The following is a 23,431-nucleotide window of genomic DNA, read 5'->3' as shown; positions in this document are numbered from 1 at the left end:
ATGCTTAGCAAATGAGGCCCGCCAACCGCACGAACCAAGGTTGCGAGGAGTCCGCGAACGCAAGGAGCAAGTCATGAGAATCGGTTCCTCCATCTTCCTTATTGCCCTCGGCGCCATCCTCGCCTGGGCCATCACGCCGGGCCTTATCCCCAATGTGGATCTGACACTGATCGGCTACATCCTGATGGCCGTCGGCGTCATCGGCCTCATCGCCTCGCTGGTCATTGCTTCCCCCGGCAGGAGCCGCCGCGTCAGTGAGACACGCTCAGTGGTGGACCCCAACACGGGCGAGAGAATCACCAGGAACGAAAGCCGCGACAACGGCCTGTAGCGCCGCGCGGAAACGAACGGACAGCAGTGGACGCACCAGGCAGCGCCGGACCGGACCTTCGGGTCGGGTCCGGCGCTTTTGGTTTTCTGTGGTTTTCGTTGACAAACCAACATGAACGAAGATAAAGTCAAGTACTTGCAGATCTGTGACAGCGGTCACGGATCAGATCCAAGCAATCAACGGATGCAGGAAAGACGCGCTGCGGGAAATGCAGGGCAGTCAGTACGCACTGGAGGGTATGTGTTTGCCGAGGAGCGCCAGCAGCAGATCGCCGGGCTTGTTGCTGCCAGCGGCCGCGCCAGCGTGACCGACCTCGCGGAGCGCTTCCGCATCACCACCGAAACCGTCCGCCGGGACCTGGCTGCCCTGGAATCGGCCGGCACGGTGCGCCGAGTCCACGGTGGCGCCGTCTCCGCAGACCGCTTCAGCACCACGGAGGAGAGCATCCTCGAGCGAACCATCCAGCGGCAGGCGCAGAAGCTGCGCATCGCCGAGGCCGCGCTCGACTTCCTCCCAAAGGGGCCCTCGAGCAGCATCCTCCTGGACGCCGGTTCCACCACCGAAGTCCTCGCTGACCTCCTCGCCCGCCGCGGCGCGGCAAGTCCGGCCAAGCCGGCCGATCCCGCCCAGGAGCTCCTGGTCATCACCCACGCCGTTCCCATCGCCGCCAAGCTTGCCAGCACCCCCGGCATCGCCCTCCAGCTTTTGGGCGGCCGGGTCCGCGGTCTCACGCAGGCTGCGGTAGGCCAAGGCACGGTGGAAGCGGCCGGCAAGCTGCGGCCGGACATCGCTTTCGTGGGGACCAACGGCATCCACGCCAGCTTCGGCCTCAGCACTCCAGATTCCGAAGAAGCCGCAGTCAAGGCTGCTTTCGTCCATTCGGCACGCCGCATCGTGGTCCTGGCCGATTCGTCCAAGCTGGACGCGGAAACGCTCGTCCAGTTCGCCTCGTTGAAAGATCTGGATACCGTGATCACTGACCGCAAGCCCGGCTCCGAACTAGCAGCGGCCCTCGCCGAGGCCGGCGTGGAGGTGGTAGTCGCATGATTGTCACCCTCACAGCCAACCCCAGCCTGGACCGGACGGTGGCGCTGCCCGGCCCGCTCGAGCGGGGCGAAGTCCAGCGCGCAGTCTCCGTCCGCCAGGAGTCCGGCGGCAAGGGAGTCAATGTGTCCCGCGCCCTCGTGACCTCCGGCCTCGAGACTCTGGCGGTACTGCCCGGCGCGGAATCCGATCCCGTGCTCGCTGGCCTGCGGGAAGAAGGCGTGCCTTTCGCGTCGCTCGCCATCCACGAAGCGCTGCGCACCAACGTGGCCCTGACCGAGCCCGGCGGTGTGACCACCAAGATCAACGAGCCCGGCCCGGTCCTCGGTGAGGACGCCCAGGAGGCGCTGATCAGCCTGCTCCTGGAACGTTCGCGCGGAGCCAGCTGGGTGGTCCTGGCGGGTTCGCTTCCGCCCGGGGTTCCCGCTGATTTCTACGCCACAGTCACCCGGCGGCTGCGCAATGCCGACGCCGGGGCGGGCGTTCCGAAGATTGCTGTGGACTCCTCCGGTGCTCCCCTGGCAGCGGCCGTCGCCGGCGACGCACCGGCAACAGCAACAGTTTCCGGAAAACCGGACCTGCTCAAACCCAATGCCGAGGAGCTGGCGGAACTGGCCGCAGCAGCAGGTTTTTCCTCGGCAAGCACGGCTGAGGAACTCGAAGCGGATCCGTACGCTGCCGCCGCGGCAGCTGCCGCCGTCGTGCGTTCCGGTGTGGGGGCCGTGTTGGCAACGCTCGGTTCAAAGGGCGCTGTCCTCGTGACGGCCGACGGCGCGTGGCTGGCCACGCACCCGCCGGTCACCGCAGTCAGTACGGTCGGCGCGGGTGACTCGTCGCTGGCCGGCTACCTGCTGGCCGCCAGCCAGGGCGCCGCCCCGGCTGACTGCCTCCGCCAGGCTGTGGCGCATGGCGCCGCCGCCGCTTCCCTGCCGGGCTCCACCGTTCCGGCAGTCCACCAAACAACCCCCGACGCCGTAACCATCACGGCCCTCCGGAAGGATTGACAGTGACTCAGCTCATCACCGCGGACCTGGTCGAGCTTGACCAGAACCTGGGCAATTCGCCCGAGGACGTGATCCGGCACCTGGCCGGCCGTGTTGCCGCCAACGGACGTGCGAGCGAAGTTGAAGGCCTCTTCACCGATGCCTTCGCCCGCGAGCAGAAGACGGCCACCGGCGTGCCCGGCGGCATCGCCATCCCGCACTGCCGCTCGGCCGCCGTGACCGAACCCACCCTTGCCATGGCACGGCTGTCCCAGCCCGTCGACTTCGGCGCCAAGGACGGCCCCGCCGACCTCATCTTCTTCATCGCTGCACCGGCCGGCGCTGACCAGGAGCACCTGAAGCTGCTGTCCAAGCTCGCCCGCTCGCTCATCAAGAAGGACTTCACCGGTTCGCTGCGCGCAGCCACCTCCCGGGAAGAAATCGTGGAGCTCGTGGACAATGCACTGGCGGATAAGCCTGCTGCCGCTGCCGCACCGGAAACGGCAACTGCTACGGCTTCCACCTCCACGGCGGCCGGCGCTGCTGCCGGCGGCGGCGTATCCGGCGGACCGCGGCGCCTCGTCGCCGTAACCGCCTGCCCCACCGGCATCGCGCACACCTACATGGCCGCTGACTCCCTCGTGGCAGCAGCCAAGGAAGCGGGCGTGGACCTGCAGGTCGAAACGCAGGGCTCCTCGGGTGCCAAGCCGCTGGACCCCGCAGTCATCGCCGCTGCTGACGCCGTGATCTTCGCCGTCGACGTGGACGTTCGTGGCAAGGAGCGCTTCGCCGGCAAGCCGGTCATCAACGCACCGGTCAAGCGCGGCATCGACGAGCCCGCCAAGATGGTCCAGGAAGCACTGGACGCTGCGGACAACCCGCACGCCCGCCGCGTTCCGCACTTTGGCGCCGAGGAGCAGGCCGAAAAGGAAGCCGCCGAAAAGGGCGAGCACATCGGCCAGAAGCTGAAGAGGGCACTGCTCACCGGCGTCAGCTACATGATCCCGTTCGTGGCCGGCGGCGGCCTGCTGATCGCGCTGGGCTTCCTGCTCGGCGGGTACGACATCACCGGAGTCGCCGACAAGGTTGTTGTTGAGAACAACTTCGGCAACCTTCCCGAAGGCGGCCTCGCCATCTACCTGGGCGCCGTGATGTTCAAGATCGGAGCCCTGTCCATGGGCTTCCTGGTACCGGCACTGGCGGGTTACATCGCCTACGCGATAGCTGACCGCCCGGGCATCGCGCCGGGCTTCGTTTCCGGTGCCGTGGCCGGATTCATGGGTGCGGGCTTCCTCGGCGGCATCGTCGGCGGCCTCCTCGCCGGCTACATCGCCCACCTGATCGGAACATGGGCAGTGCCGCGCTGGCTCCGTGGCCTGATGCCCGTCGTCATCATTCCCCTTCTTGCGTCCATTGTCGCTTCCGGCCTCATGTTCATGGTGCTGGGCGGCCCGATCGCTGGCCTCACCGCCGGACTTAACGCCTGGCTCTCAGGCATGACCGGCGCCTCCGCCGTTGTCCTCGGAATCATCCTCGGCCTCATGATGTGCTTTGACCTCGGCGGCCCGGTTAACAAAGTGGCCTATGCCTTCGCGGTTGCCGGCCTGAGCGCCGGCAGCGCCACCAACCAGGCCCCCTGGCAGATCATGGCCACCGTGATGGCCGCCGGCATGGTGCCGCCGCTGGCCATGGCCCTTGCCACCGTCCTGGACAAGAAGGTCTTCAGCCTGGCCGAGCGCGAAAACGGCAAGGCGGCCTGGCTGCTGGGTGCCTCCTTCATCTCTGAGGGTGCCATTCCGTTCGCAGCGGCAGACCCCCTCCGCGTCATCCCCGCCAGCATGGTGGGCGGCGCAGTCACCGGTGCTCTCGCCATGGCCTTCGGCGTCACGTCCCAGGCACCCCACGGCGGCATCTTCGTGTTCTTCGCCATCGGCAACGTGCTGATGTTCATCGTGTCCATCCTGGCCGGAACAGTAATCACGGCGGTCATCGTGGTCGCCCTCAAACGCTGGGCTGCCCGCAAGGCCGTTGATACGGTGGAGTCCGTCCCTGTAACTGTCTGACCCCCGCTGTCCTTCAGCATTCCAACCCGCACTGCAATTGCAAGGAGCAGAAATGTCCGAACGTAACGCAACCGTCGCCAGCCGCGTAGGCCTGCACGCCCGCCCCGCCGCGATCTTCGCCGAGGCCGCGGGCGAGTTTGACCTCGACATCACCATCGCCCGCGAAGGGGAGCCCGCCGACGAGGCCATGGACGCCGCCAGCATCCTTTCCCTCATGAGCCTTGGCGCATCGCACGGCGATGTTGTGGTGCTCCGGGCCGAGGGTGACGGCGCCGACGCAGCCCTCGAGCGCCTGGTCCAGATCCTGGAAACGGACCACGACGCCGAATAGGCACCGCGCGCTTTACGGCCGGTTTCCGCCGCAGTCCCCTCAGGGGACGGCCGGCGGAGGCCGGCCGTAGCCGTTTCCGAATGGATTTTGCTCCTGTGAGCGACCGGGGGGGGGACATCGGGCCTGATCAGCGGGCTATTCCGACTAACTAAGCAACCTTAGTAATTTCTTGTTTTTGATTCTGCGCCCTACTAGCTTGGAACTGTGGCCAGCCATTGAAAGACCGGCGGAACTGCCGGGCTGAGGGAGGATGACAGAGTGGAAACCTTGCAGGAAAGCGTGGACGTCGAGGTACCAGTCAGCACCGCCTACAACCAGTGGACACAGTTCGAATCGTTCCCGCGCTTCATGAAGGGGGTCGAGTCCGTCGAGCAGATCGACGAAACCTCGCTCCATTTCCGCACCAGCGTGGCGGGCGTCAAGCGCGAATACGATGCGCAGATCCTGGAACAGACGCCGGACCGGTGCATCGCCTGGGTCAGCAAGGACAAGCCCCGCAACGCCGGCCGGGTCACCTTCGAGAGCCTGGACGAGAACCTCTGCCGGGTGAACGTGGAACTCGAATGGGAGCCGGAGAGCCTGCTGGAGAGGGCCGGGGCCGCCGCCCACGTTGATGAACAGCAGGTGTCCTCCGACCTGGCGCGGTTCAAGGAGTTCATCGAAACCCGGGGGATCGAGACGGGCGCCTGGCGTGCCGCTGTGGCCCGGGGCGAAGTGGACAGTGGGAGGTAGCCATGCCAGAGAAGAAGAATCCCAGCCTGAAAGATCCCAAGCTCTACGAAGAGCTCCGCGACGAGGGTGCATCGAAACAGAAGGCGGCGCGCGTCTCCAACGCGGCAGCCAATAAGGGACGCTCCGAAGTGGGCCGGAAGGGCGGCAAGTCCGGCGACTATGAGGACTGGACCGTGGATAAGCTCAAGGCCAAAGCCAAGGAAGTCGGCCTGAAAGGGTATTCAGGCAAGAAAAAGAGCGAACTCATCTCCGCGCTCAGGAATTCCTAAGCGGGTGCACGTGCAGCCGCGCGGCGGGGCACCCGCCGCTTCAGGCGCCCTTCCGCACGGTCTTGGCGGTGGACTTGGCAGCGGTACCGGTCTTCGACGCAGTGCCCGTCTTGGACGCAGTGCCGGTCTTCGACGCAGTGCTTGTCTTCGACGCCGTACCGGTCTTGGACGCGCTGCCGGTTTTGGAAGCAGCACTCGTCTTGGCAGCGCCGGCGGTCTTGTTCCGGGCGGTTGCAGCAGCCTTCCTGGCAGGAGCGCTCTTGGCTGTTTCGGCGTCGGAATCCTCAGTGTCCTTTTTGGCGGCGCTGCTCCGGCTGCTGCGCTTGGCCGGTTTGGCCGGCTCGTCGTCAGCCGACTCGTCCTCACTCGACTCTTGCGCGGCCGCCCCTCCCCCGCGCTTCTTGTCGAGGCTGCGCTTCAGGGCTTCCATCAGGTCGATCACTTCGCCGTTGCCACCCTCGGCCTCGGCACCGAACGTCTCTTCCGTGTCCAGCGCGTCGCCCTTTTCCAGCTTCGCCTCGATGAGCTGACGAAGCTGTGCCTGGTAGTCGTCGGTGAACTGCTCGGGTTCGAAGTCCGAGGCCATGGACTCCACCAGCGCGGCGGACATCTCACGTTCCTGCGCCGAGATGCGGATGGATGCGTCCAGGGCGGGGAACGCTGCCTCGCGGACTTCGTCGGCCCACAGCAGGGCCTGGAGCATCAGGACGTCGTCGCGAATCCGCAAGGCACCCAGCCGGGTCTTGTCCCGCAGTGCGAACTGCACCACGGCCACGCGCTCCGTATCCTCCAGTGCCCTGCGCAGCAGCATGTAGGCCTTGGGCGACTTGGAGTCCGGCTCCAGGTAATAGCTCTTCTCGAACATGATCGGGTCAAGCTGGTCCGAGGGCACGAACTGCACCACTTCGATCTCGTGGCTGTTCTCTGCGGGAATGGCCTTGAGCTCCTCCTTGGTGAGGATCACTGTCCGGCCGTCGTCCTCGTAAGCCTTCTCGATGTCGGAGTAGTCAACCACCTCGCTGCAGACCTCACAGCGGCGCTGGTAGCGGATCCGGCCGCCATCGGCGTTGTGCACCTGATGGAGGCTGATGTCATGGTCCTCGGTGGCGCTGTAGACCTTCACCGGGACGTTGACCAGCCCGAACGCGATGGCGCCTTTCCAGATGGCTCTCATGGGACTAGTCAACAGCACACAGGGCCGGAGGTGAAGCCCCATGGCCGGAGGTAAGGAACGCGTGCGGGTCGGCGGCCGAGAACTGACCCTCACCAACCTGGACAAGGTGATGTATCCCGCCACCGGCACCACCAAGGCGGACGTGATCGCCTATTACGCCGCTGTGGCCCCGGTGCTGATCCCGGCTGCCAGGAACCGACCGGCAACCCGCAAGAGGTGGGTGCACGGGGTGGGAACCGAAACCCAGCCCGGCGAGATGTTTTTCCAGAAGAACCTGGACGACTCGGCCCCGGGCTGGGTGCCCCGCGCCGCCATCACGCACAAGACCAACACCAACTACTATCCGCTGGTCAACGATCCGGCCACCCTCACCTGGCTGGCGCAGATCGCCTCGCTGGAGATCCACGTGCCGCAGTGGACGGTGGACTCCCACGGCAGCGCCCTGCCTCCCGACCGGCTGGTCCTGGACCTCGATCCCGGGGAAGGGGCGGGACTGCCCGAATGCGTGGAGGTGGCCAAGCTGGCGCGGACCATCCTGCAGGACGTGGGGCTTGATCCCCTTCCGGTCACCAGCGGCAGCAAGGGGATCCATCTGTACGCCGTCCTGGACGGTACACAAACCTCCGATGAGGTCTCCGCCTTCGCCCGTGAACTGGCCCGTGCCCTGGAGGCCGACCATCCGGACCTGGCGGTCAGCGACATGAAGAAGACCCTCAGGACGGGAAAGGTCCTGGTGGACTGGAGCCAGAACAACGCAGCGAAGACCACCATCGTTCCGTATTCGCTCCGCGGCCGCCTGCACCCCACTGTGGCGGCTCCGCGGACCTGGCGGGAGTTGAGTTCGCCGTCGCTGAAACACCTGGACTATCAGGAGGTCATGCGCCGGGTGGCGGCCGGCAAGGATCCCTTCGCCCCGGTCAGTTCGGCCTCCGGGCACCCAGGCGCCGCCGGCCACGCGGACACCAGCCACGCCGCCCCCGCACCTCCGAAAACAGCAGAGGCGAACGGCGGCGGGCATGCGGATGCCCGGCTGAACAAGTACCGCTTTCTGCGCGACCAGGGCAAGACACCGGAGCCGTTCACCGCGGAAGAGCACCACGCGGCAAAGGCCAACGGCGTTGCGGCGCAGGCGGGCAAGGAGATCTTCGTCATCCAGGAACACCATGCCAGCCGGCTCCACTACGACTTCCGGTTGGAACACGAGGGCGTACTTGTCTCCTGGGCACTTCCGAAGGGCGTGCCGGAATCAGGGGACAAGAACCACCTGGCGGTACAGACCGAAGACCACCCCATGGACTACGCCGATTTTGAGGGCGACATCCCCAAGGGCGAGTACGGGGCGGGCAGCGTCAGCATCTGGGACAAAGGTGTATACGAGCTCGAAAAATGGGTCAACGGCAAAGAAGTCATTGCCACACTCACGGGCCGCGAGGGCGGCGGGCTTGGCGGCACCAGGACGTTCGCCCTGATCCATACCGGGAAGGGCCACGGCGAGGAGTCACAATGGCTCATCCATCTGATGGACCGGGGTCCGGGAAAACGGAAAAAGCCAGTCGGCACCAAAGCGGCGGTGAGCCCCAAGGAACCGCCTGCCGCCAGAGAACCAGCGAGCCCCGCCCGCACGGCCGCTTCGAGGCGGGCAGCTCCCCGAGATGACACCCTCCAGGAGGATCCGGTCCCCATGCTCGCCTCGGCCGGCACCCCGGCTGACCTGCACGGCAGCGAGTGGCTCTTCGAACTGAAGTGGGACGGAATCCGTGCGCTCGTGGTGGCGGACGGCGATCGAATCAGGCTCCTGAGCCGGAACGGCAACGACATGTCGGCCAGCTATCCCGAATTCACGGACAGGAGCTGCTGGCCCCCGCAGGACTTCATCGCGGACGGCGAGATCTTCGCCGTCGGGCCTTCCGGTCGGCCCGACTTCGGGCTCCTGCAGGGAAGAATGAAGCTGACCAGGCCGGGCGACGTGAAACGGGCGCGCACCACCATCCCGGTGCGGATGATGCTCTTCGACCTCCTGGCCGACGACGGCGATGACCTGCGAAGGCTGCCCCTGAGGAAGCGCCGGGATCGTCTCGCCGCCTTCTTCGAACCTGGCAGGTGCCCGGTGGAACTGTCGGAGACCCTCGACGAGAAGGTGGAGCACATCCTGGAAAGCGCCCGCGAGCTGGGCTTGGAAGGCGTGATGGCCAAGCGCGCGGACAGCCGCTATGTGAGCGGGCAACGAACCCACACGTGGATCAAGCTCAAGATCGAACAGACGCAGGAAGTGGTGGTGGGCGGCTGGCGTCCGGGCAAGGGCGACCGGTCCAACACTGTGGGGTCCCTGCTGGTGGGCATTCCTGAGGGCAAGACGCTGCGGTATGTGGGCCGCGTGGGAAGTGGCTTCAGCATGCGTGAACTGGAGGAGCTGCGGAAAAAGATGGAGGGGCTGGCGCAGAAGACGTCGCCATTCGATGATGTTCCGTCGGCGGACGCGGCGGACGCGCGCTGGGTGAACCCCGCCCTGGTGGGTGAGGTGACCTTCGGTGAGTGGACCGGGAGCGGCAAGCTTCGCCACCCGGTATGGCGCGGCTGGCGGCTGGACAAGGAACCGGCGGAAGTGGTGCTGGAATGAAACAGCCTGGCGTCACCCGAATAAAGTGTGTCGCCAGGCTGTTTCGTATTGTCAGTTGGTCAGGACGAGTGAGGCATCTGCGGGCGGCCGGTCCGGTGGATTGCCGTCACAGCGGCGCCCTGTCCCGCGCGTCCGGGGCTTGCGCCGTGTTCCTTGGGGTGGCGCCGTTTGCCGTTGCCATCCGGCCACTGCATTGCCCCGCCCATGGCCGCGGTCACGGCCAGGGTCTCGGGAGTGGGCAGCGCGGGCCTTTCCATCGATTCCGCCAGATGCGCAGCGACATCCGGCTTGATGCTGCTTCCGTTGTAGGAGTCGGCCATTTGTTCTTCCTTTCCGCGATGAAATGAAGTGTTCCCCATATTGGATCCGTGAATCCGCCTACCGGACAGCTAGTAAGCCCTGCTTCAGCGAAGAGGCATTGCGAAGGCAGAACAGAACAGGCGGAGTTGGTTGCGGCGGTGAATGCCGGGCAAGGCGGCCAACAGTGTACTGGTCAACAGCGAACTGCGGCCGCCATGGCGCGTCCATTACTCAAAGATCAGTGTTCCCATGGGTCCACCTTAGGCAGAAACATTCCGCCCGGGAAGAGATCTTTCTTAGTCCTCGGCCCCGGTCCGGAAGGATCCTTCCCAAACCGCCCTGGACCCTGATTCCCCGATGATCGCCACGGCGGCTACCGCACCGCCGCAGAGCACCACGGCGACAACGACGGCGACAATCCCCGCGATGCGGGATCCGGTGGCGCCCATGCGCCGGCTCATCCCCTCTGCCTGTGTGGCGCCGTAGCGGAACCACAGCCACTGGGCGAGGGCCACAAGGAACACACCTACCACCCACGGCAGGAGCATCCCGGCAAGCTGCATGTGGTCACTGATCCGTGGGGTGGAATCCACCCTGTCCAGCAGCCAGGCTCCGGCCGCCGCCGTGAGCGGCACCAGGACAAGCGCCAACAGGGCGACCAGCGGCGTGACGATCCCCAAACGCCGTCGGGCGGCGGGCCAGAGAAGGCTGAGCAGCGTGCAAAGGGCCGCCAACGGAACGAAGACCACCGTGGCGTGAACGAGCAATACATGCATCGGCAAACCGCTGATCTCGTAGTCCATGGCGAACACCCTGTCTGGAAGTCATATAAACCGTATGGAAGTTATGAACGCTCAGTCCCGGCCTCCCGGTCCACCGTCCCGGGCCCTGAACCTGGACCTAACCAATCAGACGAGTAGCGCCGCTGTTCGGTTCAATCCCCGCCCCTCCGCCGCCGTGTACACCCCGCCAGCGGCCAGAATCGAGGCGCCTGGAAGGCCGGATTAGGAGCGGAATCCGGCCCGAAGAGCCCCGTTCCAGAAAAACTTTTGATAACGATCGCCCGGGTCGCGGAAAATCCGCAGCATAGCGGGCCCAGATCGGCCAAAATAAATCTGATTTCAGCCCGGTTGGACCCCAAAACGGGGTGATCATACGGCACCGAAGTCTCGAAATCCATGGAAATCACGTAAAATTGAAGGCCTGCCCGGAGCGGGGCAGCTATAAGTCGCAAGCAAATGACCTCCACAGGAGTTGCCCAAATGCCCACAGACCGAAGCACGACCGACTCTTCAGCAGGCGCCAGGAACGCCAGCGGAACTGACCAGGCCGCACCCCAGAGTGCGAAGAAACCAAAGCTGCTCGCGCGGCGCCGGCTCAAGGTATCCGACGTGAACGTCGTAGACCAGCCCATGCTCAAGAAGGCCCTCGGCGGCACCATCGTGGGCAACACTATGGAGTGGTACGACGTCGGCGTCTTCGGCTACCTCATCACCACCATGGGTCCGGTGTTCCTGCCGGAAGCCGACAAGAGCGTGCAGACGCTGTTCCTCCTGGGCACGTTCGCTGCCACCTTCATTGCCCGCCCACTGGGTGGCGTCGTCTTCGGCTGGCTCGGCGACAAGATCGGCCGCCAGAAGGTCCTCGCGGCCACGCTGATGCTGATGGCGGCGAGCACCTTCGCCGTCGGCCTGCTGCCCGGTTACGCGCAGATCGGCATGTGGGCAGCCGCCCTCCTGGTGGTCCTCAAACTCGTGCAGGGCTTCTCCACCGGGGGCGAATACGCCGGTGCCACCACCTTTGTGAGCGAGTACTCGCCGGACAAGCGGCGCGGCTTCTTCGCCAGCTTCCTGGACATGGGCAGCTACCTCGGCTTCGCCCTGGGCGCCGCGCTGGTGTCCGTGCTGCAGCTGACGCTGGGCCAGGCCGCCATGGAAGACTGGGGCTGGCGCCTGCCGTTCCTGATCGCCGGTCCCCTGGGCCTGATCGCCGTGTACTTCCGAAGCAAGATTGAGGAGTCCCCGCAGTTCCAGGCCACCCTGGACGCCCAGGAGGAGCTCGCAAAGGACGCGGCGGCCGGTGATGAGGCTGCGGCAAAGGGTCCTGTGGGCATCGTCAAGGCCTACTGGCGCTCGATCATCATTGCCATGATCCTCGTGGCTGCGGCAAACACGGCCGGCTACGCGCTGACGTCCTACATGCCTACGTACCTCACCGAGTCCAAGGGCTATGACCCTGTCCACGGCACGCTGCTCACGATCCCGGTACTCGTGGTCATGAGCCTTTGCATTCCGCTGACGGGCAAGCTTTCCGACCGCATCGGCCGCCGTCCTGTGCTCTGGATCGGCGCCGTCAGCACCGTGGTCCTGGCTGCCCCGGCCTTCGCCCTGATCGGCATCGGCAGCATCTGGTCCACGCTCGCCGGCCTGTCGCTGATCGCGTTCCCCGTGACCTTCTACGTTGCGAACCTCGCCTCGGCGCTGCCGGCGCAGTTCCCCACGGCCAGCCGCTACGGTGCCATGGGCATTGCCTACAACTTCGCCGTGGCGATCTTCGGCGGCACCACGCCGTTCATTGTGGATGCCCTCATCAACGCCACCGGCAACGACATGATGCCTGCCTACTACCTGATGGCCACCTCGGCTGTTGGTGCCGTGGCCATCTACTTCCTCAAGGAATCCGCCCAGCGCCCGCTGCCCGGCTCCATGCCCAGCGTGGACACCCAGGCCGAGGCCCGTGAACTGGTGGCCACCCAGGACGAGAACCCGCTGATCAACCTCGACGAACTGCCGTTCGAGACCGTTGATGAACTGAACAGTGCCCTGGAAAAGGAAAGTGCACTGGATAAGGATCTCGACGACGAACTGAACGTTGACGACGAACTGAAAAAGGTGCCCGCCCGCTCCTGATGCTGGCGAAACCTGCTGGCACAGCCTGCTGCGGCTAAAGGCTGGCGCGACTGAAGGCCCGTCCCCGGTATGCCCCTTCCACGGGGCACGCCCGGCGGGCCTTCGCGCCGCCCGCGCCGCCCGCGCTGCCGTGCTGCCGTGCTGCCAAATTTTGCCCAGTCGAGGCAGCTCTGTTGCCTGCCTCACTTTGTGACGCAGCGCGCGGTGAGATCTTTGCTGGAGTGCTAATTTCGAAGGATGAAGGGGGTCCTGCCGGTGCAGTCTTTAGTGCGCCACCTGCGGCAGCTGCACAGCTTTGGCCCCGCCAACAATGACTATCTCTCGGCGTGGCGGGTGGCCATCAGCGTGGCCGTCCCCTCCCTCGTCCTGCTGCTCCTTGGCCGGCCCGAGCTCACCATCTATGCCGTGTTCGGCGCGCTCACCGGCATGTACGGCCGCTCCGAGCCGCACCAGCTCCGGCTCACACATCAGCTGCAGGCGGCACTGGTTCTGCTGTCCGGCGTGACCGTTGGCGTGGTCCTGTCGGTCAACGGCCTGCACTCCTGGTGGCTCGTGGGCATCGAAGCCCTGCTGGCCGGCGCGGGGTCTGTCTATTCCGACAAAGTGCGGCTGCGGCCCAACGGCCCCTTCTTCGGGATCCTCGCCCTGGGCGCCTGCGCATCCGTTCCCACCGCCGTGCCCTGGTATGTTGCGCTGCTCATTGCTGCCGGTTCCGCCGCTTTCTCCCTGCTCGTGGGATTCGGCGGCTGGGTCCGCGGCAGGGCCTGGCATCCCGGCGCGGTCCGTCCCGCAGTCCGCCTCCACGGAACCTTCCGGCGCCACGCCGCAATCCACGCGGCCCGCTACGTGCTGGCCGTCGGGGCCGCAGGCACCGTTGGCGTCCTGACCGGAAGCGGCCACCCGCACTGGGCGATGGCCGCCGCCGCGGTACCACTCGCCGGCGCGGACCTGCCCAGCAGTGTCCACCGCGGCATCCACAGAATCATGGGGACGTTCCTCGGGCTGGTGCTGGTCGCCGTCGTACTTCTGCCGGGCCCCTGGGCCCCGCTGCACTTTTTCCCGGGAGCGGAGGCCGCGGTGCTGGCACTGCTGGTGATCGTATTCCAGTTCGGCACCGAACTCTTCATGACCCGGCACTACGGGCTGGCGATGGTCTGGTTCACTCCGGTCATCCTGCTGATGACCCACCTCGCGGCGCCGGCGGACCCGCAGGTGCTCATTGTCGAACGCGCCGTTGAAACCGTGGTGGGGGCCGGCACCGGAATTCTGGTGGTGGTGCTTATCCGCTCGCGGCGGAACCGGCGCCAGGCTCCTGCGGCCGGCGCGGCGGTCCGGCCGTAAACCTGTCCGGCACCACGCGGACGACGGCGGCCAGCACCTTGTAGCGCTTGGTCGGGATGGAAACAGCCTTCCCGCGCTCATTGTCCGCCAGTGCTTCGCGCACCACACGGCCTGGCCGCAACCAGGTCCAGCCCGGGGCCACGGACTTGTCCATGCCCATCCGGTCGTGGAACTCGGTGTGGACAAAGCCGGGGCAGACGGCGGTCACCTTCACGCCGCGGGGCGAGTAGGCGAGGTTCGCCCAGCGGCTGAAGCTGAGCAGCCACGCCTTCGCCGCCGAGTAGGAGCCGCGGGGCAGGAAGGCCGCCACGCTGGCCACGTTGATGATGCGGCCGGAACCGCGCGCCAGCATGCCCTGAAGGGCGGCGTGGCAGAGTTCCATGGACGTCTCCACGTGCAGCTTCAGGTGCTTCTTCTCGTCCTCGATCGAGTTCTCGTCGAAGTTGTGCAGCAGCCCGATTCCGGCGTTGTTCACCAGTACGTCTACCGGCCGTGCGGGGTCGGAAAGGCGCCCGACGACGGCGGCCACGCCGCCGTCGTCGGTCAGGTCCGCGGTCAGCACCTCAGCCGTTGTTCCGTACCGCCGCTGCAGCTCCTCCGCGGTGGCCTGCAGCCGTGCCGTGTCGCGGGCCACGAGCACGAGGTTGTTCCCCTGTTCGCCAAGCTGGCGGGCGAATTCTGCACCCAGTCCCGCGGTGGCGCCGGTGACGAGGGCGGTGGGTCTGGCGGTGTTGGGCGTCATGGCAACAGCCTAAGCCCGCGGCACGCTGAAAACAGCCCCGCGGCGCCGCTGAGATCAGCCCCGCCGGGCGGCCGAGTTCAGGCGAAGTTGGCCAGCGGATTCGCGAGCCTTCCCGCCTTCTGCAGGCCACCGGACGGGTCGGCAAGATCGAGCATCTGCTGGTTGTTGCGCAGCTGCAGCCGGTTCAGGCAGGACAGCTCGAAGTCCGGGGCGAACAGATCATGGCGGACAAACTGATCCGCCAGTTCCGGGTGCTCACCCTGGTAGTCGCGAACCGCCGCCGCCGCCGTGCGCCAGAACTCCTCGCCGCTGAGCACGCCGTCTTCCTCCAGAAGGGCCGCAAGGAAACGGAAGATACAGTCGAACACATCGGTGAAGATGGACAAGACCTTGTCCCCGTCAGGAATGTCCACCTTGATCCGGGACACCGCTTCGGGCAGGTCAAGCCTGTCCCCCATCACCACAATCTCCTCGGCGATGTCCTTCATGACGGCGCGGACCGGCACGCCGTTCTCAAGGACCAGGATCACGTTTTCGCCGTGGGGCATGAACGCGAGCTCGTAGCGGTACAGGCAGTGCACCAGCGGCACGAGGTACGCCTCGAAGTACTGCCGCAGCCACGCGGCAGGCTCCAGCCCCGACTGCTCGATCAGCGCGGACACCATGGGTTTGCCGGCGGCGTCAACGTGCAGGAGCGAGGCCATGGTGGCCAGCTGCTGCCCGTCCTTGAGCAGCGGCAGCGGGCTCTCCCGCCACAGCGCGGACAGCATCTTGCGGTAGGGCGATCCCTTCGCAGCGGCTGCCTCGTAATAGCCGTTGTGATAACCAATGGCCGCCACTTCGCGGATCATGGCGAGCCCCCGGCCCTGGAGCGCCCCGTCACCGGCGATCAGGTCCTGGAGCCAGTCATTGATCGCCGGCGTGGCCTTCATGTACTGCGGCGACAGCCCGCGCATGAACCCCATGTTGAGGACCGACATGGCTGTCTTCACGTACGTCTTCTCCGGCGCCGCGGTGTTGAAAAACGTGCGGATGGACTGCTGCGCCTGATAGCTGTCGGCCCCGATCCCGAGGTGGACGATGCGCCGTTGCGCGATCTCGGCCGCGAATGTGACCGTCAGCTTGTTCTCCCACTGCCACGGATGCACCGGCATCAGGAAGTACTCGGCCGGGTCGAGGCCCAGGGCGCCGAGCTCGGCGTCGAAGAACACCAAAGCGCCCGTCCCCAGTTCGGCTTCAAGATGGGCGGTGTAACTCAGGCCTGCACTGGAGGTGAAGACCGCTTTGCCGCGGTGCACCGCGATCCACTCCAGCTGCACCGGGGCTCCGGCCTCGGGGGCGAAGGCACAGTAGTCACCGATTCCGAAGCCCAACCGGCCGTTGTTGGCCACAAAGCACGGATGCCCCTCGGTCATGCTGCGTTCAATCGCCTGGAAGTCCGTGGCTGCATCCGCGCCGCGGGTCACGCCGGCCGCCAGTTCGGCCGACGACGGTTGGCCCACCCATTGCTTGAACGCATGGCTGGAGAGCGTGCTGCTGATCTCCTCAAGGTAGACCGGGAGCATCTCCTGGCGGATGCCGAGGGTGCCGGAGAACTCGGTGATGAAGCGCAGCGCGTCCAGCGGGGCGTCCTCGCCGTTGCGGCTGCAGGTGATGGAGGAAGCGTCGATGGACCAGTGGTCCAGCTGCAGGACCCGGGCCGAGAAGCGGTATTCAGCGGTGCTGTCATCGCTCCGGACCCGGTACCCGCCGGCACAGTTGCTCTCATTGTCACCCACCGGCTCCGGAACCAGGATCCGCTCATGTGAGAACTCGGAGAGCGCCTTGCGGACCAGGTGCCTGTTGGCAGCAGCCCAGCGTTCGGGTGTGAGGTGGGCTGCCGCGTTGCCTGCGGTCAGGGCAGATTCGAATTCAAGGGTGGTCACAGTGATGCTCCCTGGGTTGGCTGGCGTTCGGGGGTAGAAGAACGGGCGGAGTGGAACGACTCGCGCGTGCAGAAGCTCAGGAGGGCCTGCTTGTCCGGAAGGGTCACCTCGCCGGCGGGCTCGAAGCCCAGCCGCGCGTTGAGGACGTGGATCTTGGTGTTGCGGGCGTCGGGCTCCACCACCACGCGCTCCACGCCGGGCTTTTGGAAGAGCCGGTCCAGGACGGTCTCCATGACGCCGGCAGTGAACCCGTTGCGCGGCGTCCCCTGCGGCGGAGCCACCAGCAGGTGCATGCCGATGTCGCCGGGCTGGACGGTGTAGACGTCCGAGAGCGGCGATGACTCCGGCAGGTACTCCTCCATCAGGAAGGCGGGGACGCCGTCGTCGATCCCCAGCAGTGCGTGGTGATGTCCGCTGGACTGGATTTTGGAATACTCCTCCACGACGTCCTCGACTGTCGCGTTCAGCATCCCCCAGAAGGAGGCGTACCGGCGGGTGACCCAGCTGTGGATGAGTGGGGCGTCGGCAGCCGCGTCGACGCAGCGGAACGTGAAGCTCAAGCGGGCACCTCGATGTTCGTAGATACTGCAGCGGGTGCGCCGAACTCCTGGAAAGCGATGCTGCGCTCCACCGGATAGACCTCGCGGCCCAGGATTTCCCCGAGGATGCACGAGTTGCGGTAGGCGGCCATGCCGAGGTCCGGTGTGACGAAACCGTGGGTGTGGAGTTCCGCGTTCTGCACGAAGATTTCGCCGGGTTCGACGCCGGTGCTGTAGTTGCGCTGCACGGCGAACCTTCCTGCGCCGTCCCGGGCAATGCGCTCCTGCACGCCGGCCAGGAACGCCGGCTCACGGTACGCGTATCCGGTGGCCAGGACCACCGCCTCCGTCTCCAGCGAGTAGTCCGTGCCCTGCTCCCCGTGGGCCAGCTCCAGGGAGTGGGAGCCGGCGGAGGCATTCCAGCCGGCACCTGTCACGGTCGAATGCGTGAGCAGCCGGGTATCCACCATGCCCGAGAGGCTCTTGGTGTACAGGAGGTCGTAGATCGAATCGATGAGCTCGGAGTTGATGCCCTTGTAGAGGTTCTTCTGGTTCTTGATGAGCGAGTCGCGCCGCTCCTGCGGGAGCCCGTGGAAGTAGTCAACGTACTCCGGCGAGGTCATCTCCAGCGTGAGCTTGGTGTATTCCAGCGGAAAGAACCTGCCCGAGCGCGTGACCCAGTTGAGCTGGTACCCGTGCACGTCGATGTCCTGCAGCAGTTCGTAGTAGATCTCCGCCGCGCTCTGCCCGCTGCCCACGATGGTGATGCTGCGCCGCTGCTGGAGTTCGCTCTTGCGTGCCAGGTAGTCCGCGTTGTGGAGAACCGTTCCCCCGGACCCCAGGATCTCGCGGCACGCGTCCGGGATGTAGGGTGATGTTCCTGTACCGAGCACCAGCCGGCGCGCACGAATCACCTCCGGCCCGGCCGGGCCGTCCACCGAAAGCGTGTACACGCCGCCGTCGTACGTCACCTCGGTGACGTGCGTGCCAAACCGGACCGAAGGCAGCTGCCCGGCAACCCACTGGCAGTACTGGTTGTACTCCGCCCGCAGGGGGTAGAAGTTTTCACGGATGTAGAAGCGGTAGAGGCGCCCGGTCTGCTTGAGGAAGTTCAGGAATGAGTATGGTGACGTCGGATCCGCCAGCGTCACGAGGTCCGCCATGAACGGTACCTGCAGGTGGGCCGGCTCCAGCATCATGCCGGGATGCCAGTCGAAGGATTCGCGGCGCTCGAGGAACACGCCGTCGAGGCCTTCAATGGGTTCACTCAGGGCCGCGAGCCCAAGGTTGAAGGGCCCGACGCCGATCCCGGCGAAGTCGTAAACGCGGTCTTTGTTTGAGGTGCTGGATGCAGGGGTGCTGAATGACGGCGTGCTCATGCGGGGGCCTCGGTCTTTGCCTCGGAGCCGGCACCCGGGAGACCGGCTGCGAGCAGGCTTTCGCCGGAGCTTCGAAGCAGGCCGATGATCTCGCCGATGTCCTCGAGAGTCGCCTCGGCGTTGAGGAGCGTGAACTTCAGGTAGTGCCGTCCTGCCACCTTCGTGCCCGCCACGACAGCCTGGCCGGACGCGAACACTGCGGAGCGGATAGCCGGATTCAGCTCATCGGCCGCGTCCTCCGAAAGCCGTGTGCCGTCTGCCAGGACCGGACGGTACCGAAAGACCAGCGTGCTCAGCTGTGGTTCGGCCGCCAACTCGAAGTCATTGTCTGCCGCGAGTACCGAGCCCACCCGGGAAGCCAGGTCGATGGCTTCGTCGAGCAGTGCGCCCACGGCGGCGGCACCCATGATCCGGAGCGTCAGCCACAGCTTGAGGGCGTCGAACCGGCGCGTGGTCTGGATGCTCTTGTCCACCTGGTTGGGGATCTCGGCGCGGGCAGCGGTTTCCGGGTTGAGGTAGTCGGCGTAGTAGGTGACGTGGCGCAGCATTGCACCCTCGCGGACCAGCAGTGCGCTGGAACTGACCGGCTGGAAGAAGGTCTTGTGGAAGTCCACCGTGACGGAGTCCGCCAGCCGGATGCCGTCCAGGAGATGGCGGTGGCGGTTGGAGACCATGAGCCCGCCGCCGTACGCGGCGTCAACGTGGAACCATGCGCCGTAGGCTCCGGCCAGGGCGGCGAGGTCAGTCAGCGGATCCACGGCGCCGAAGTCGGTGGTCCCGGCCGTACCCACAACCGCCATGGGAACCAGGCCGTCGTCGTGGGCCGTGGCCAGCGCGCTGGCCAAAGTAGCCGGATCCATCCGGTGGTCCGCCGTGCAGGCGACGGATACGACGGCGTCGAACCCCAGTCCCAGCATGGAGGCCGACTTCTGGATGCTGAAGTGGCTGTCCACTGACGTGAAGATCCGCAGCTTCTCGAGCAGCAGCGGGAGACGCAGCCCCTCGTTGGCCGGGTCCTGCCGCAGCCGGGCCACCGCATGGTTGCGGGCGATGAGCAGCGCCTGCAGGTTGGACTGGCTGCCGCCGGACGTGAACACGCCGTCGGCCTCGTTTCCCAGCCCGAGCCGCTCTGCCGACCAGTCGATGAGGCGGCGCTCGATCATGGTGGCGCCGGCGCTTTGGTCCCACGTGTCCATCGACGAGTTCACCGCCGAGAGCACTGCCTCCCCCACCAGGGCGGGAATGACCACCGGGCAGTTCAGGTGCGCGGCGTACTTCGCATCATGGAAGTACACGGCGTCGCGCAGGTAGGTGTGCTGCAGCTCCTCGAGGGCAGCCGCGGTATCCGGCAGCGGCTACTCCAGGTCTACGGCGTCCACGCGGCGCTTCATCTCGGCCGGGCCGACGCCGGTGAACGGCTGCGAGGTCCGCTCGAGTTTGGTGGCCACGGCGTTGACGCCCTGTAGCACCTGGGCCACGTAGCGCGGCGCATTCCGGGCATTGAACAGCTGGTTGCTGGCGGCGAGGGCGAGTTCCACACCGGACCCGAAGTCCAGGCTGGAAGCAGCCGGGCCCGCGTCTTGGGCGTAGGGGTTTCGAGCCTCAACTCCGGTTCCGGCATCGAAGTCCGCGCGTGGCTCTTCCACGTCGGGCAGCAGCGTCATAGTCATCCTTCTATCGGTGGGATAAGCACCAGGTACCAGCAATGGGCACCAAGCAAGGACAGCCTTACTTAGGTAAGCCTTTTAGTCAAACTTCCGTGATGTAATTTCTGCGGGCCACCCCAATCCGGGGGTTCTTCTTCGTTATCAAGGGTCATTGACTTTCCCGACGCGGCCGAACGGCACATAATGCCCAGCCGGGAGAGCGCGGGCCGCCGGGGCGGTCGCCACCGGGGACAGGGCAGGACGGGCGGAGTAGAGTTTCTGGCACGAGGCGTAGACCGCAGCAGGAAGCAGGGGGGCATGTCCGGCAGTGAGCATGATCCGATAAATTTTCGGGAAGTCGATCCACAGGGAAACCCCACCGGATACGGGCGCTTGACGCCTTCCGGTGACGGCCGCCTCGGCCCTTCAGCGGCGGGCCAGGGCAGGCAAGAATTTGGGCAGCCGGGCCTCGGGCCGGGACAACCGGGCGCTGGGGATCAAGGCGCCGGCCCGACCGCTTCCGGGCCAGCGGGTTTCGTACCCTACGAGGCGTCGGACATCGGGCAGCGGAGCCGACTGGCCGTGAACCCGTTCATCGCGGGGTTGTGGGTTCTCGTGGCGATCCTGCTGGTGTCGCCGTTCGGGGTCTTCACGCTCGCGCAGGAATCACTGAATTCAGGCACCGAGCCGCAGGTCATGCCCGTCAGCTACATGTGGATCACGTTCGCGCCGCAGATCCTTTTCGCCGGGCTCGTCGGGGCCCTTGGCCTGCTTTTCTGGCACGCGGCGCAATGGCAGCGGACGCATTGGCAACGCAACGGCGCAAGGTAACCCCCGCCGTCGTAATCCCCACCCAGCGCGAAAGCACCCAGCGCGAACGGACACGTGGGCTCCCGCGCCTACCCGGCGGGGACCTCGCTCGCCACGGGGGTGGCCGCAGCAATGGTGCCCGGAACAATGGCGGCCGGGTGGGACGAGCCAAGGTGGCGCAGCCGGAGCTCGTCGGTGACCTGGAGATACCAGAAGCGCGCACCAAAAGCAGGGCTGGGAGTGTCCAAGTGCCGGTACAGCCCGTCCGCCAGCCGGGCCAACCCGGCATCCGGAATCGAGGCGAGCGTTGCACCGGGGTCCACGGCGTCGTTCAGGCATCCGTCCAGAAGACGGCACAGTTCTTCGTCCGCCATGGGACCGGCGGCTATGTCTTCAGGAATAGTTTCTTCGTTCATCGCCGCGTCAGTCATCGCCCCGGCCCGCGCAGTTGTGGTTCAAGGAAGTCCCCAAAATAGAGAGTCTGAAGGCCAACTGCATAGCCCTGCCCGATCGTACGGAAATGTCCCGGCAGTCACAAGTACCGCGGTTAACGGCCCGTGGGGATCCTACGGCGCGGGGACGCTTCAGGTACCCAAAAGCTTGGGCGCGGCCGCCTCAGGCCAGTCGATGCACTGCGTGTACACCTCGTGCTTGCGCAGGTAACGGGCCGTAAACGGGCAGTGCGGGATGATCCTCTTGCCCGCCGCCACAACATCGTCTAGGGCAAAGTGGATCAGCACCTTGGCCAGGCCATGGCCCTGGAACTGCTCGGACGTCTGGGTGTGGATGAAGTCCACGTGCCCAGGCTTGTCTTCGAACCTGACTTCCACCGCCAGCTTCCCGCCCACGTGCAGTTCGTAGCGGTGGAGCGCATCGTTCCGGAAGGTGGTGACGTCCGGGGTGAACTGGTCCTCGGCGGCTGTCGTGTTCTCGGTCATGGTTCGACATTGGCACTTAATGGCTGTGCTGGCAATGGTCGAATTCCGCGTGCGGGAACGCGCCCCAGCAACAGCACGGCCAGAAGGAAGCAGGCGGCACCGCCGCCCAGGAGCCCCAACGTCAGGCCATTAACGGCGGCGTCAGCCACCGGGACAAAAACGACGACGACGGCGGTCACCACAGCCCCCGGCGCCCGGCCCCGTGAGTGCATGGCCGGCGTCGGCCGTTCCTCAAGCCGACCGAACAGGAGAACCGCCGGCAGCAGGAGGATGACCACTCCGAGGAAGACGAGCGGGCGTGACCACCACCATTCCGCGCTGCCCGAGGCGGGCTTAGGAAAGTCGGTCAGCAGGAGCAGCCCGGTCATGGCAGCCAGCAGCGGCAGGTGCCAAAGGTAGACCGTCATGGCATGCCGGCCAACGACGGCCATCACGGTGCGGATCCAGCGCACGCCGGCGAGGGCGAACAGCTGCGGCCGGGAAAGCTGCAGCACCGCCGCCTGCGAGATGCCCAGCAGGAACAGGCTGAGGTTGGGCGGATTCAGGTTCACCAGCATGTTGTCCCGGTACAGGCCCAGCACCACCAAAATGAGCATCAGCACGTTGCTCGCGGCGACCAGCCCTGCCAGCTCCGACCTGCTGCACCGGTCCAGCCAGCCGTCCGCCACAAAGAACCCGAGTTGCTGCACCGCGCACCACACGAACACCATGTTGATGTACGCGAGCGTCGGGAAAGCCCCACGGAAGCAGTCAACCGTCACCACGAGCGCCACCAGGCCCAGCAGAGTCAGCCACCGGGCACGCCGGTGCAGTCCCACCAGGAGCGGAATATTCAGCTGGGCCGCCAGGTAGGCCGCGAGGAACCACAGCGGCATGCCGGCCCCGCTGGCCAGCAGCTGCACCACCTGCGGATCCACGCCGGACAGCAGCGCGCCCCACAGGCCGACGAACATGACCGCCAGCAGTGCTGCCGCCGGACGGACCAGGCGTAGCAGCCGGGACTGGACGAACTCAAAGCCGCTGCCGCCGCGCGCCTGCATGCGCCGCCAGGATTGCGCCCCGGTGATGCCTCCTGCCACGAAGAACAGCGGCATCACCATGAAGACCCAGATGACCGGCTCGAACCAGTCCTGCTCGGCCAGGGTGTTTTCCGTGGTGACGGTGCCGTCGGGGTGCAGCACCGGGCTGGTCATCATGCAGTGCCCCACCACCACCAGGGCGAGGCAGACTAAGCGCGCGAAATCGATGGCCAGGTCCCGGGCGGGCTCGGCAATGTCCGTCCCCGCCGCAGGCTCCGTGGAATTCTTCATGGCGCCCCACCACTGGAACTCGCTTACGTCGTTGTAGTTTCCATTGTG

21 protein-coding genes and 1 pseudogene are annotated in these 23,431 nt (G+C 66.0%); 11 read left to right on the top strand and 11 right to left on the bottom strand.

Going from position 1 to position 23,431, the window contains the following annotated elements; translation table 11 throughout:
• Positions 1–73 precede the first annotated feature (73 nt).
• The 7 genes from LFT45_RS02425 (at position 74) to LFT45_RS02395 (ending at position 5,753) form a co-directional block, all read left to right on the top strand.
• Positions 74–331 carry a DUF6458 family protein gene (locus LFT45_RS02425; protein ID WP_236806352.1) on the top strand — a complete coding sequence of 86 codons (258 nt, stop codon included), beginning with the start codon at positions 74–76 and terminating at the stop codon, positions 329–331.
• A 240-nt stretch (positions 332–571) separates the two neighbouring features.
• On the top strand, positions 572–1,378 hold the full coding sequence (locus tag LFT45_RS02420) for a DeoR/GlpR family DNA-binding transcription regulator (protein ID WP_236806351.1): 807 nt from the start codon (positions 572–574) through the stop codon (positions 1,376–1,378).
• Positions 1,375–2,379, top strand: coding sequence for a 1-phosphofructokinase family hexose kinase (locus LFT45_RS02415; RefSeq protein WP_236806350.1), 1,005 nt, complete (start codon positions 1,375–1,377; stop codon positions 2,377–2,379). The genes LFT45_RS02420 and LFT45_RS02415 overlap by 4 nt, the downstream gene beginning before the upstream one ends.
• 2 nt (positions 2,380–2,381) lie before the next feature.
• Positions 2,382–4,421, top strand: a complete 2,040-nt coding sequence (locus LFT45_RS02410; protein WP_236806349.1) for a PTS fructose transporter subunit IIABC — start codon at positions 2,382–2,384, stop codon at positions 4,419–4,421.
• A gap of 52 nt (positions 4,422–4,473) precedes the next feature.
• A complete protein-coding gene (locus LFT45_RS02405) occupies positions 4,474–4,752 on the top strand; it encodes an HPr family phosphocarrier protein (protein WP_102972873.1) in 279 nt (92 codons plus the stop codon).
• A gap of 258 nt (positions 4,753–5,010) precedes the next feature.
• Complete coding sequence (locus LFT45_RS02400; RefSeq protein WP_236806348.1) at positions 5,011–5,484, top strand: SRPBCC family protein; 474 nt, start codon at positions 5,011–5,013, stop codon at positions 5,482–5,484.
• A gap of 2 nt (positions 5,485–5,486) precedes the next feature.
• On the top strand, positions 5,487–5,753 hold the full coding sequence (locus LFT45_RS02395; RefSeq protein ID WP_236806347.1) for a DUF7218 family protein: 267 nt from the start codon (positions 5,487–5,489) through the stop codon (positions 5,751–5,753).
• A 40-nt stretch (positions 5,754–5,793) separates the two neighbouring features.
• Here LFT45_RS02395 and ku read toward each other — a convergent pair whose 3' ends face one another.
• Positions 5,794–6,927: a non-homologous end joining protein Ku gene (gene ku / locus LFT45_RS02390; protein WP_236806346.1), complete on the bottom strand. Its 1,134-nt coding sequence runs from the start codon at positions 6,925–6,927 to the stop codon at positions 5,794–5,796.
• A gap of 40 nt (positions 6,928–6,967) precedes the next feature.
• Here ku and LFT45_RS02385 point away from each other — a divergent pair, with 40 nt between their 5' ends.
• Positions 6,968–9,544: an ATP-dependent DNA ligase gene (locus tag LFT45_RS02385; protein ID WP_236806345.1), complete on the top strand. Its 2,577-nt coding sequence runs from the start codon at positions 6,968–6,970 to the stop codon at positions 9,542–9,544.
• 59 nt (positions 9,545–9,603) lie between these two features.
• On the opposite strand, the gene LFT45_RS02380 is transcribed toward LFT45_RS02385, so the two are convergent.
• Both LFT45_RS02380 and LFT45_RS02375 read right to left on the bottom strand, forming a co-directional pair.
• Positions 9,604–9,864, bottom strand: coding sequence for a hypothetical protein (locus tag LFT45_RS02380; RefSeq protein ID WP_236806344.1), 261 nt, complete (start codon positions 9,862–9,864; stop codon positions 9,604–9,606).
• Between the two features lie 276 nt (positions 9,865–10,140).
• The gene (locus tag LFT45_RS02375) at positions 10,141–10,647 is read right to left on the bottom strand and encodes a DUF2231 domain-containing protein (RefSeq protein ID WP_236806343.1); all 507 of its coding nucleotides are present in this window, start codon (positions 10,645–10,647) and stop codon (positions 10,141–10,143) included.
• 459 nt (positions 10,648–11,106) lie between these two features.
• Here LFT45_RS02375 and LFT45_RS02370 point away from each other — a divergent pair, with 459 nt between their 5' ends.
• Entirely contained in the window at positions 11,107–12,753 is a 1,647-nt protein-coding gene (locus tag LFT45_RS02370) for an MFS transporter (RefSeq protein ID WP_236806342.1), read from the top strand.
• 255 nt (positions 12,754–13,008) lie between these two features.
• Complete coding sequence (locus LFT45_RS02365) at positions 13,009–14,094, top strand: FUSC family protein (RefSeq protein WP_236806341.1); 1,086 nt, start codon at positions 13,009–13,011, stop codon at positions 14,092–14,094.
• Here LFT45_RS02365 and LFT45_RS02360 read toward each other — a convergent pair.
• From LFT45_RS02360 to LFT45_RS02340, 5 genes and pseudogenes are all read right to left on the bottom strand, one after another.
• Positions 14,033–14,836 (bottom strand): SDR family NAD(P)-dependent oxidoreductase, encoded by an 804-nt coding sequence (locus LFT45_RS02360; protein ID WP_236806340.1) that lies wholly within the window; start codon positions 14,834–14,836, stop codon positions 14,033–14,035. The genes LFT45_RS02365 and LFT45_RS02360 overlap by 62 nt on opposite strands.
• 77 nt (positions 14,837–14,913) lie before the next feature.
• On the bottom strand, positions 14,914–16,761 hold the full coding sequence (locus LFT45_RS02355; protein WP_272912737.1) for an IucA/IucC family protein: 1,848 nt from the start codon (positions 16,759–16,761) through the stop codon (positions 14,914–14,916).
• The gene (locus LFT45_RS02350; RefSeq protein ID WP_236806339.1) at positions 16,758–17,321 is read right to left on the bottom strand and encodes a GNAT family N-acetyltransferase; all 564 of its coding nucleotides are present in this window, start codon (positions 17,319–17,321) and stop codon (positions 16,758–16,760) included. Before LFT45_RS02350 ends, LFT45_RS02355 begins: the two co-directional genes overlap by 4 nt.
• A complete protein-coding gene (locus LFT45_RS02345) occupies positions 17,318–18,679 on the bottom strand; it encodes a lysine N(6)-hydroxylase/L-ornithine N(5)-oxygenase family protein (RefSeq protein WP_236806338.1) in 1,362 nt (453 codons plus the stop codon). The genes LFT45_RS02350 and LFT45_RS02345 overlap by 4 nt, the downstream gene beginning before the upstream one ends.
• Positions 18,676–20,343 (bottom strand): annotated as a pseudogene (locus LFT45_RS02340) (pyridoxal phosphate-dependent decarboxylase family protein). Before LFT45_RS02340 ends, LFT45_RS02345 begins: the two are co-directional and overlap by 4 nt.
• A gap of 300 nt (positions 20,344–20,643) precedes the next feature.
• On the opposite strand from LFT45_RS02340, the gene LFT45_RS02335 reads away from it, so the two are divergent.
• Positions 20,644–21,156, top strand: coding sequence for a hypothetical protein (locus LFT45_RS02335; protein ID WP_236806337.1), 513 nt, complete (start codon positions 20,644–20,646; stop codon positions 21,154–21,156).
• A gap of 68 nt (positions 21,157–21,224) precedes the next feature.
• Here LFT45_RS02335 and LFT45_RS02330 read toward each other — a convergent pair whose 3' ends face one another.
• The 3 genes from LFT45_RS02330 to LFT45_RS02320 all read right to left on the bottom strand — a co-directional run bounded on the left by LFT45_RS02330 (position 21,225) and on the right by LFT45_RS02320 (position 23,383).
• On the bottom strand, positions 21,225–21,551 hold the full coding sequence (locus LFT45_RS02330; RefSeq protein ID WP_236806336.1) for a hypothetical protein: 327 nt from the start codon (positions 21,549–21,551) through the stop codon (positions 21,225–21,227).
• Between the two features lie 168 nt (positions 21,552–21,719).
• Entirely contained in the window at positions 21,720–22,073 is a 354-nt protein-coding gene (locus LFT45_RS02325; RefSeq protein WP_236806335.1) for a GNAT family N-acetyltransferase, read from the bottom strand.
• A complete protein-coding gene (locus LFT45_RS02320) occupies positions 22,070–23,383 on the bottom strand; it encodes an acyltransferase family protein (RefSeq protein ID WP_236808875.1) in 1,314 nt (437 codons plus the stop codon). Before LFT45_RS02320 ends, LFT45_RS02325 begins: the two co-directional genes overlap by 4 nt.
• Between the last annotated feature and the right edge of the window lie 48 nt (positions 23,384–23,431).

This window comes from Arthrobacter sp. FW305-BF8, from assembly GCF_021789315.1.
Taxonomy (GTDB): Bacteria; Actinomycetota; Actinomycetes; order Actinomycetales; family Micrococcaceae; genus Arthrobacter.
Note: the sequence above shows the minus strand (reverse complement) of the source record. Positions and strands in the feature narration are given on the sequence as shown.

Bases quoted from the DNA above. Each gene is read 5' to 3' on its own strand.
- LFT45_RS02320 (WP_236808875.1), bottom strand. From the start codon at position 23,383: ATGAAGAATTCCACGGAGCCTGCGGCGGGGACGGACATTGCCGAGCCC.
- LFT45_RS02345 (WP_236806338.1), bottom strand. From the start codon at position 18,679: ATGAGCACGCCGTCATTCAGCACCCCTGCATCCAGCACCTCAAACAAA.
- LFT45_RS02405 (WP_102972873.1), top strand. From the start codon at position 4,474: ATGTCCGAACGTAACGCAACCGTCGCCAGCCGCGTAGGCCTGCACGCC.
- LFT45_RS02335 (WP_236806337.1), top strand. From the start codon at position 20,644: ATGTCCGGCAGTGAGCATGATCCGATAAATTTTCGGGAAGTCGATCCA.
- LFT45_RS02380 (WP_236806344.1), bottom strand. From the start codon at position 9,864: ATGGCCGACTCCTACAACGGAAGCAGCATCAAGCCGGATGTCGCTGCG.
- LFT45_RS02370 (WP_236806342.1), top strand. From the start codon at position 11,107: ATGCCCACAGACCGAAGCACGACCGACTCTTCAGCAGGCGCCAGGAAC.
- LFT45_RS02395 (WP_236806347.1), top strand. From the start codon at position 5,487: ATGCCAGAGAAGAAGAATCCCAGCCTGAAAGATCCCAAGCTCTACGAA.
- LFT45_RS02425 (WP_236806352.1), top strand. From the start codon at position 74: ATGAGAATCGGTTCCTCCATCTTCCTTATTGCCCTCGGCGCCATCCTC.
- LFT45_RS02330 (WP_236806336.1), bottom strand. From the start codon at position 21,551: ATGAACGAAGAAACTATTCCTGAAGACATAGCCGCCGGTCCCATGGCG.
- LFT45_RS02360 (WP_236806340.1), bottom strand. From the start codon at position 14,836: ATGACGCCCAACACCGCCAGACCCACCGCCCTCGTCACCGGCGCCACC.
- LFT45_RS02415 (WP_236806350.1), top strand. From the start codon at position 1,375: ATGATTGTCACCCTCACAGCCAACCCCAGCCTGGACCGGACGGTGGCG.
- LFT45_RS02325 (WP_236806335.1), bottom strand. From the start codon at position 22,073: ATGACCGAGAACACGACAGCCGCCGAGGACCAGTTCACCCCGGACGTC.
- ku (WP_236806346.1), bottom strand. From the start codon at position 6,927: ATGAGAGCCATCTGGAAAGGCGCCATCGCGTTCGGGCTGGTCAACGTC.
- LFT45_RS02385 (WP_236806345.1), top strand. From the start codon at position 6,968: ATGGCCGGAGGTAAGGAACGCGTGCGGGTCGGCGGCCGAGAACTGACC.
- LFT45_RS02375 (WP_236806343.1), bottom strand. From the start codon at position 10,647: ATGGACTACGAGATCAGCGGTTTGCCGATGCATGTATTGCTCGTTCAC.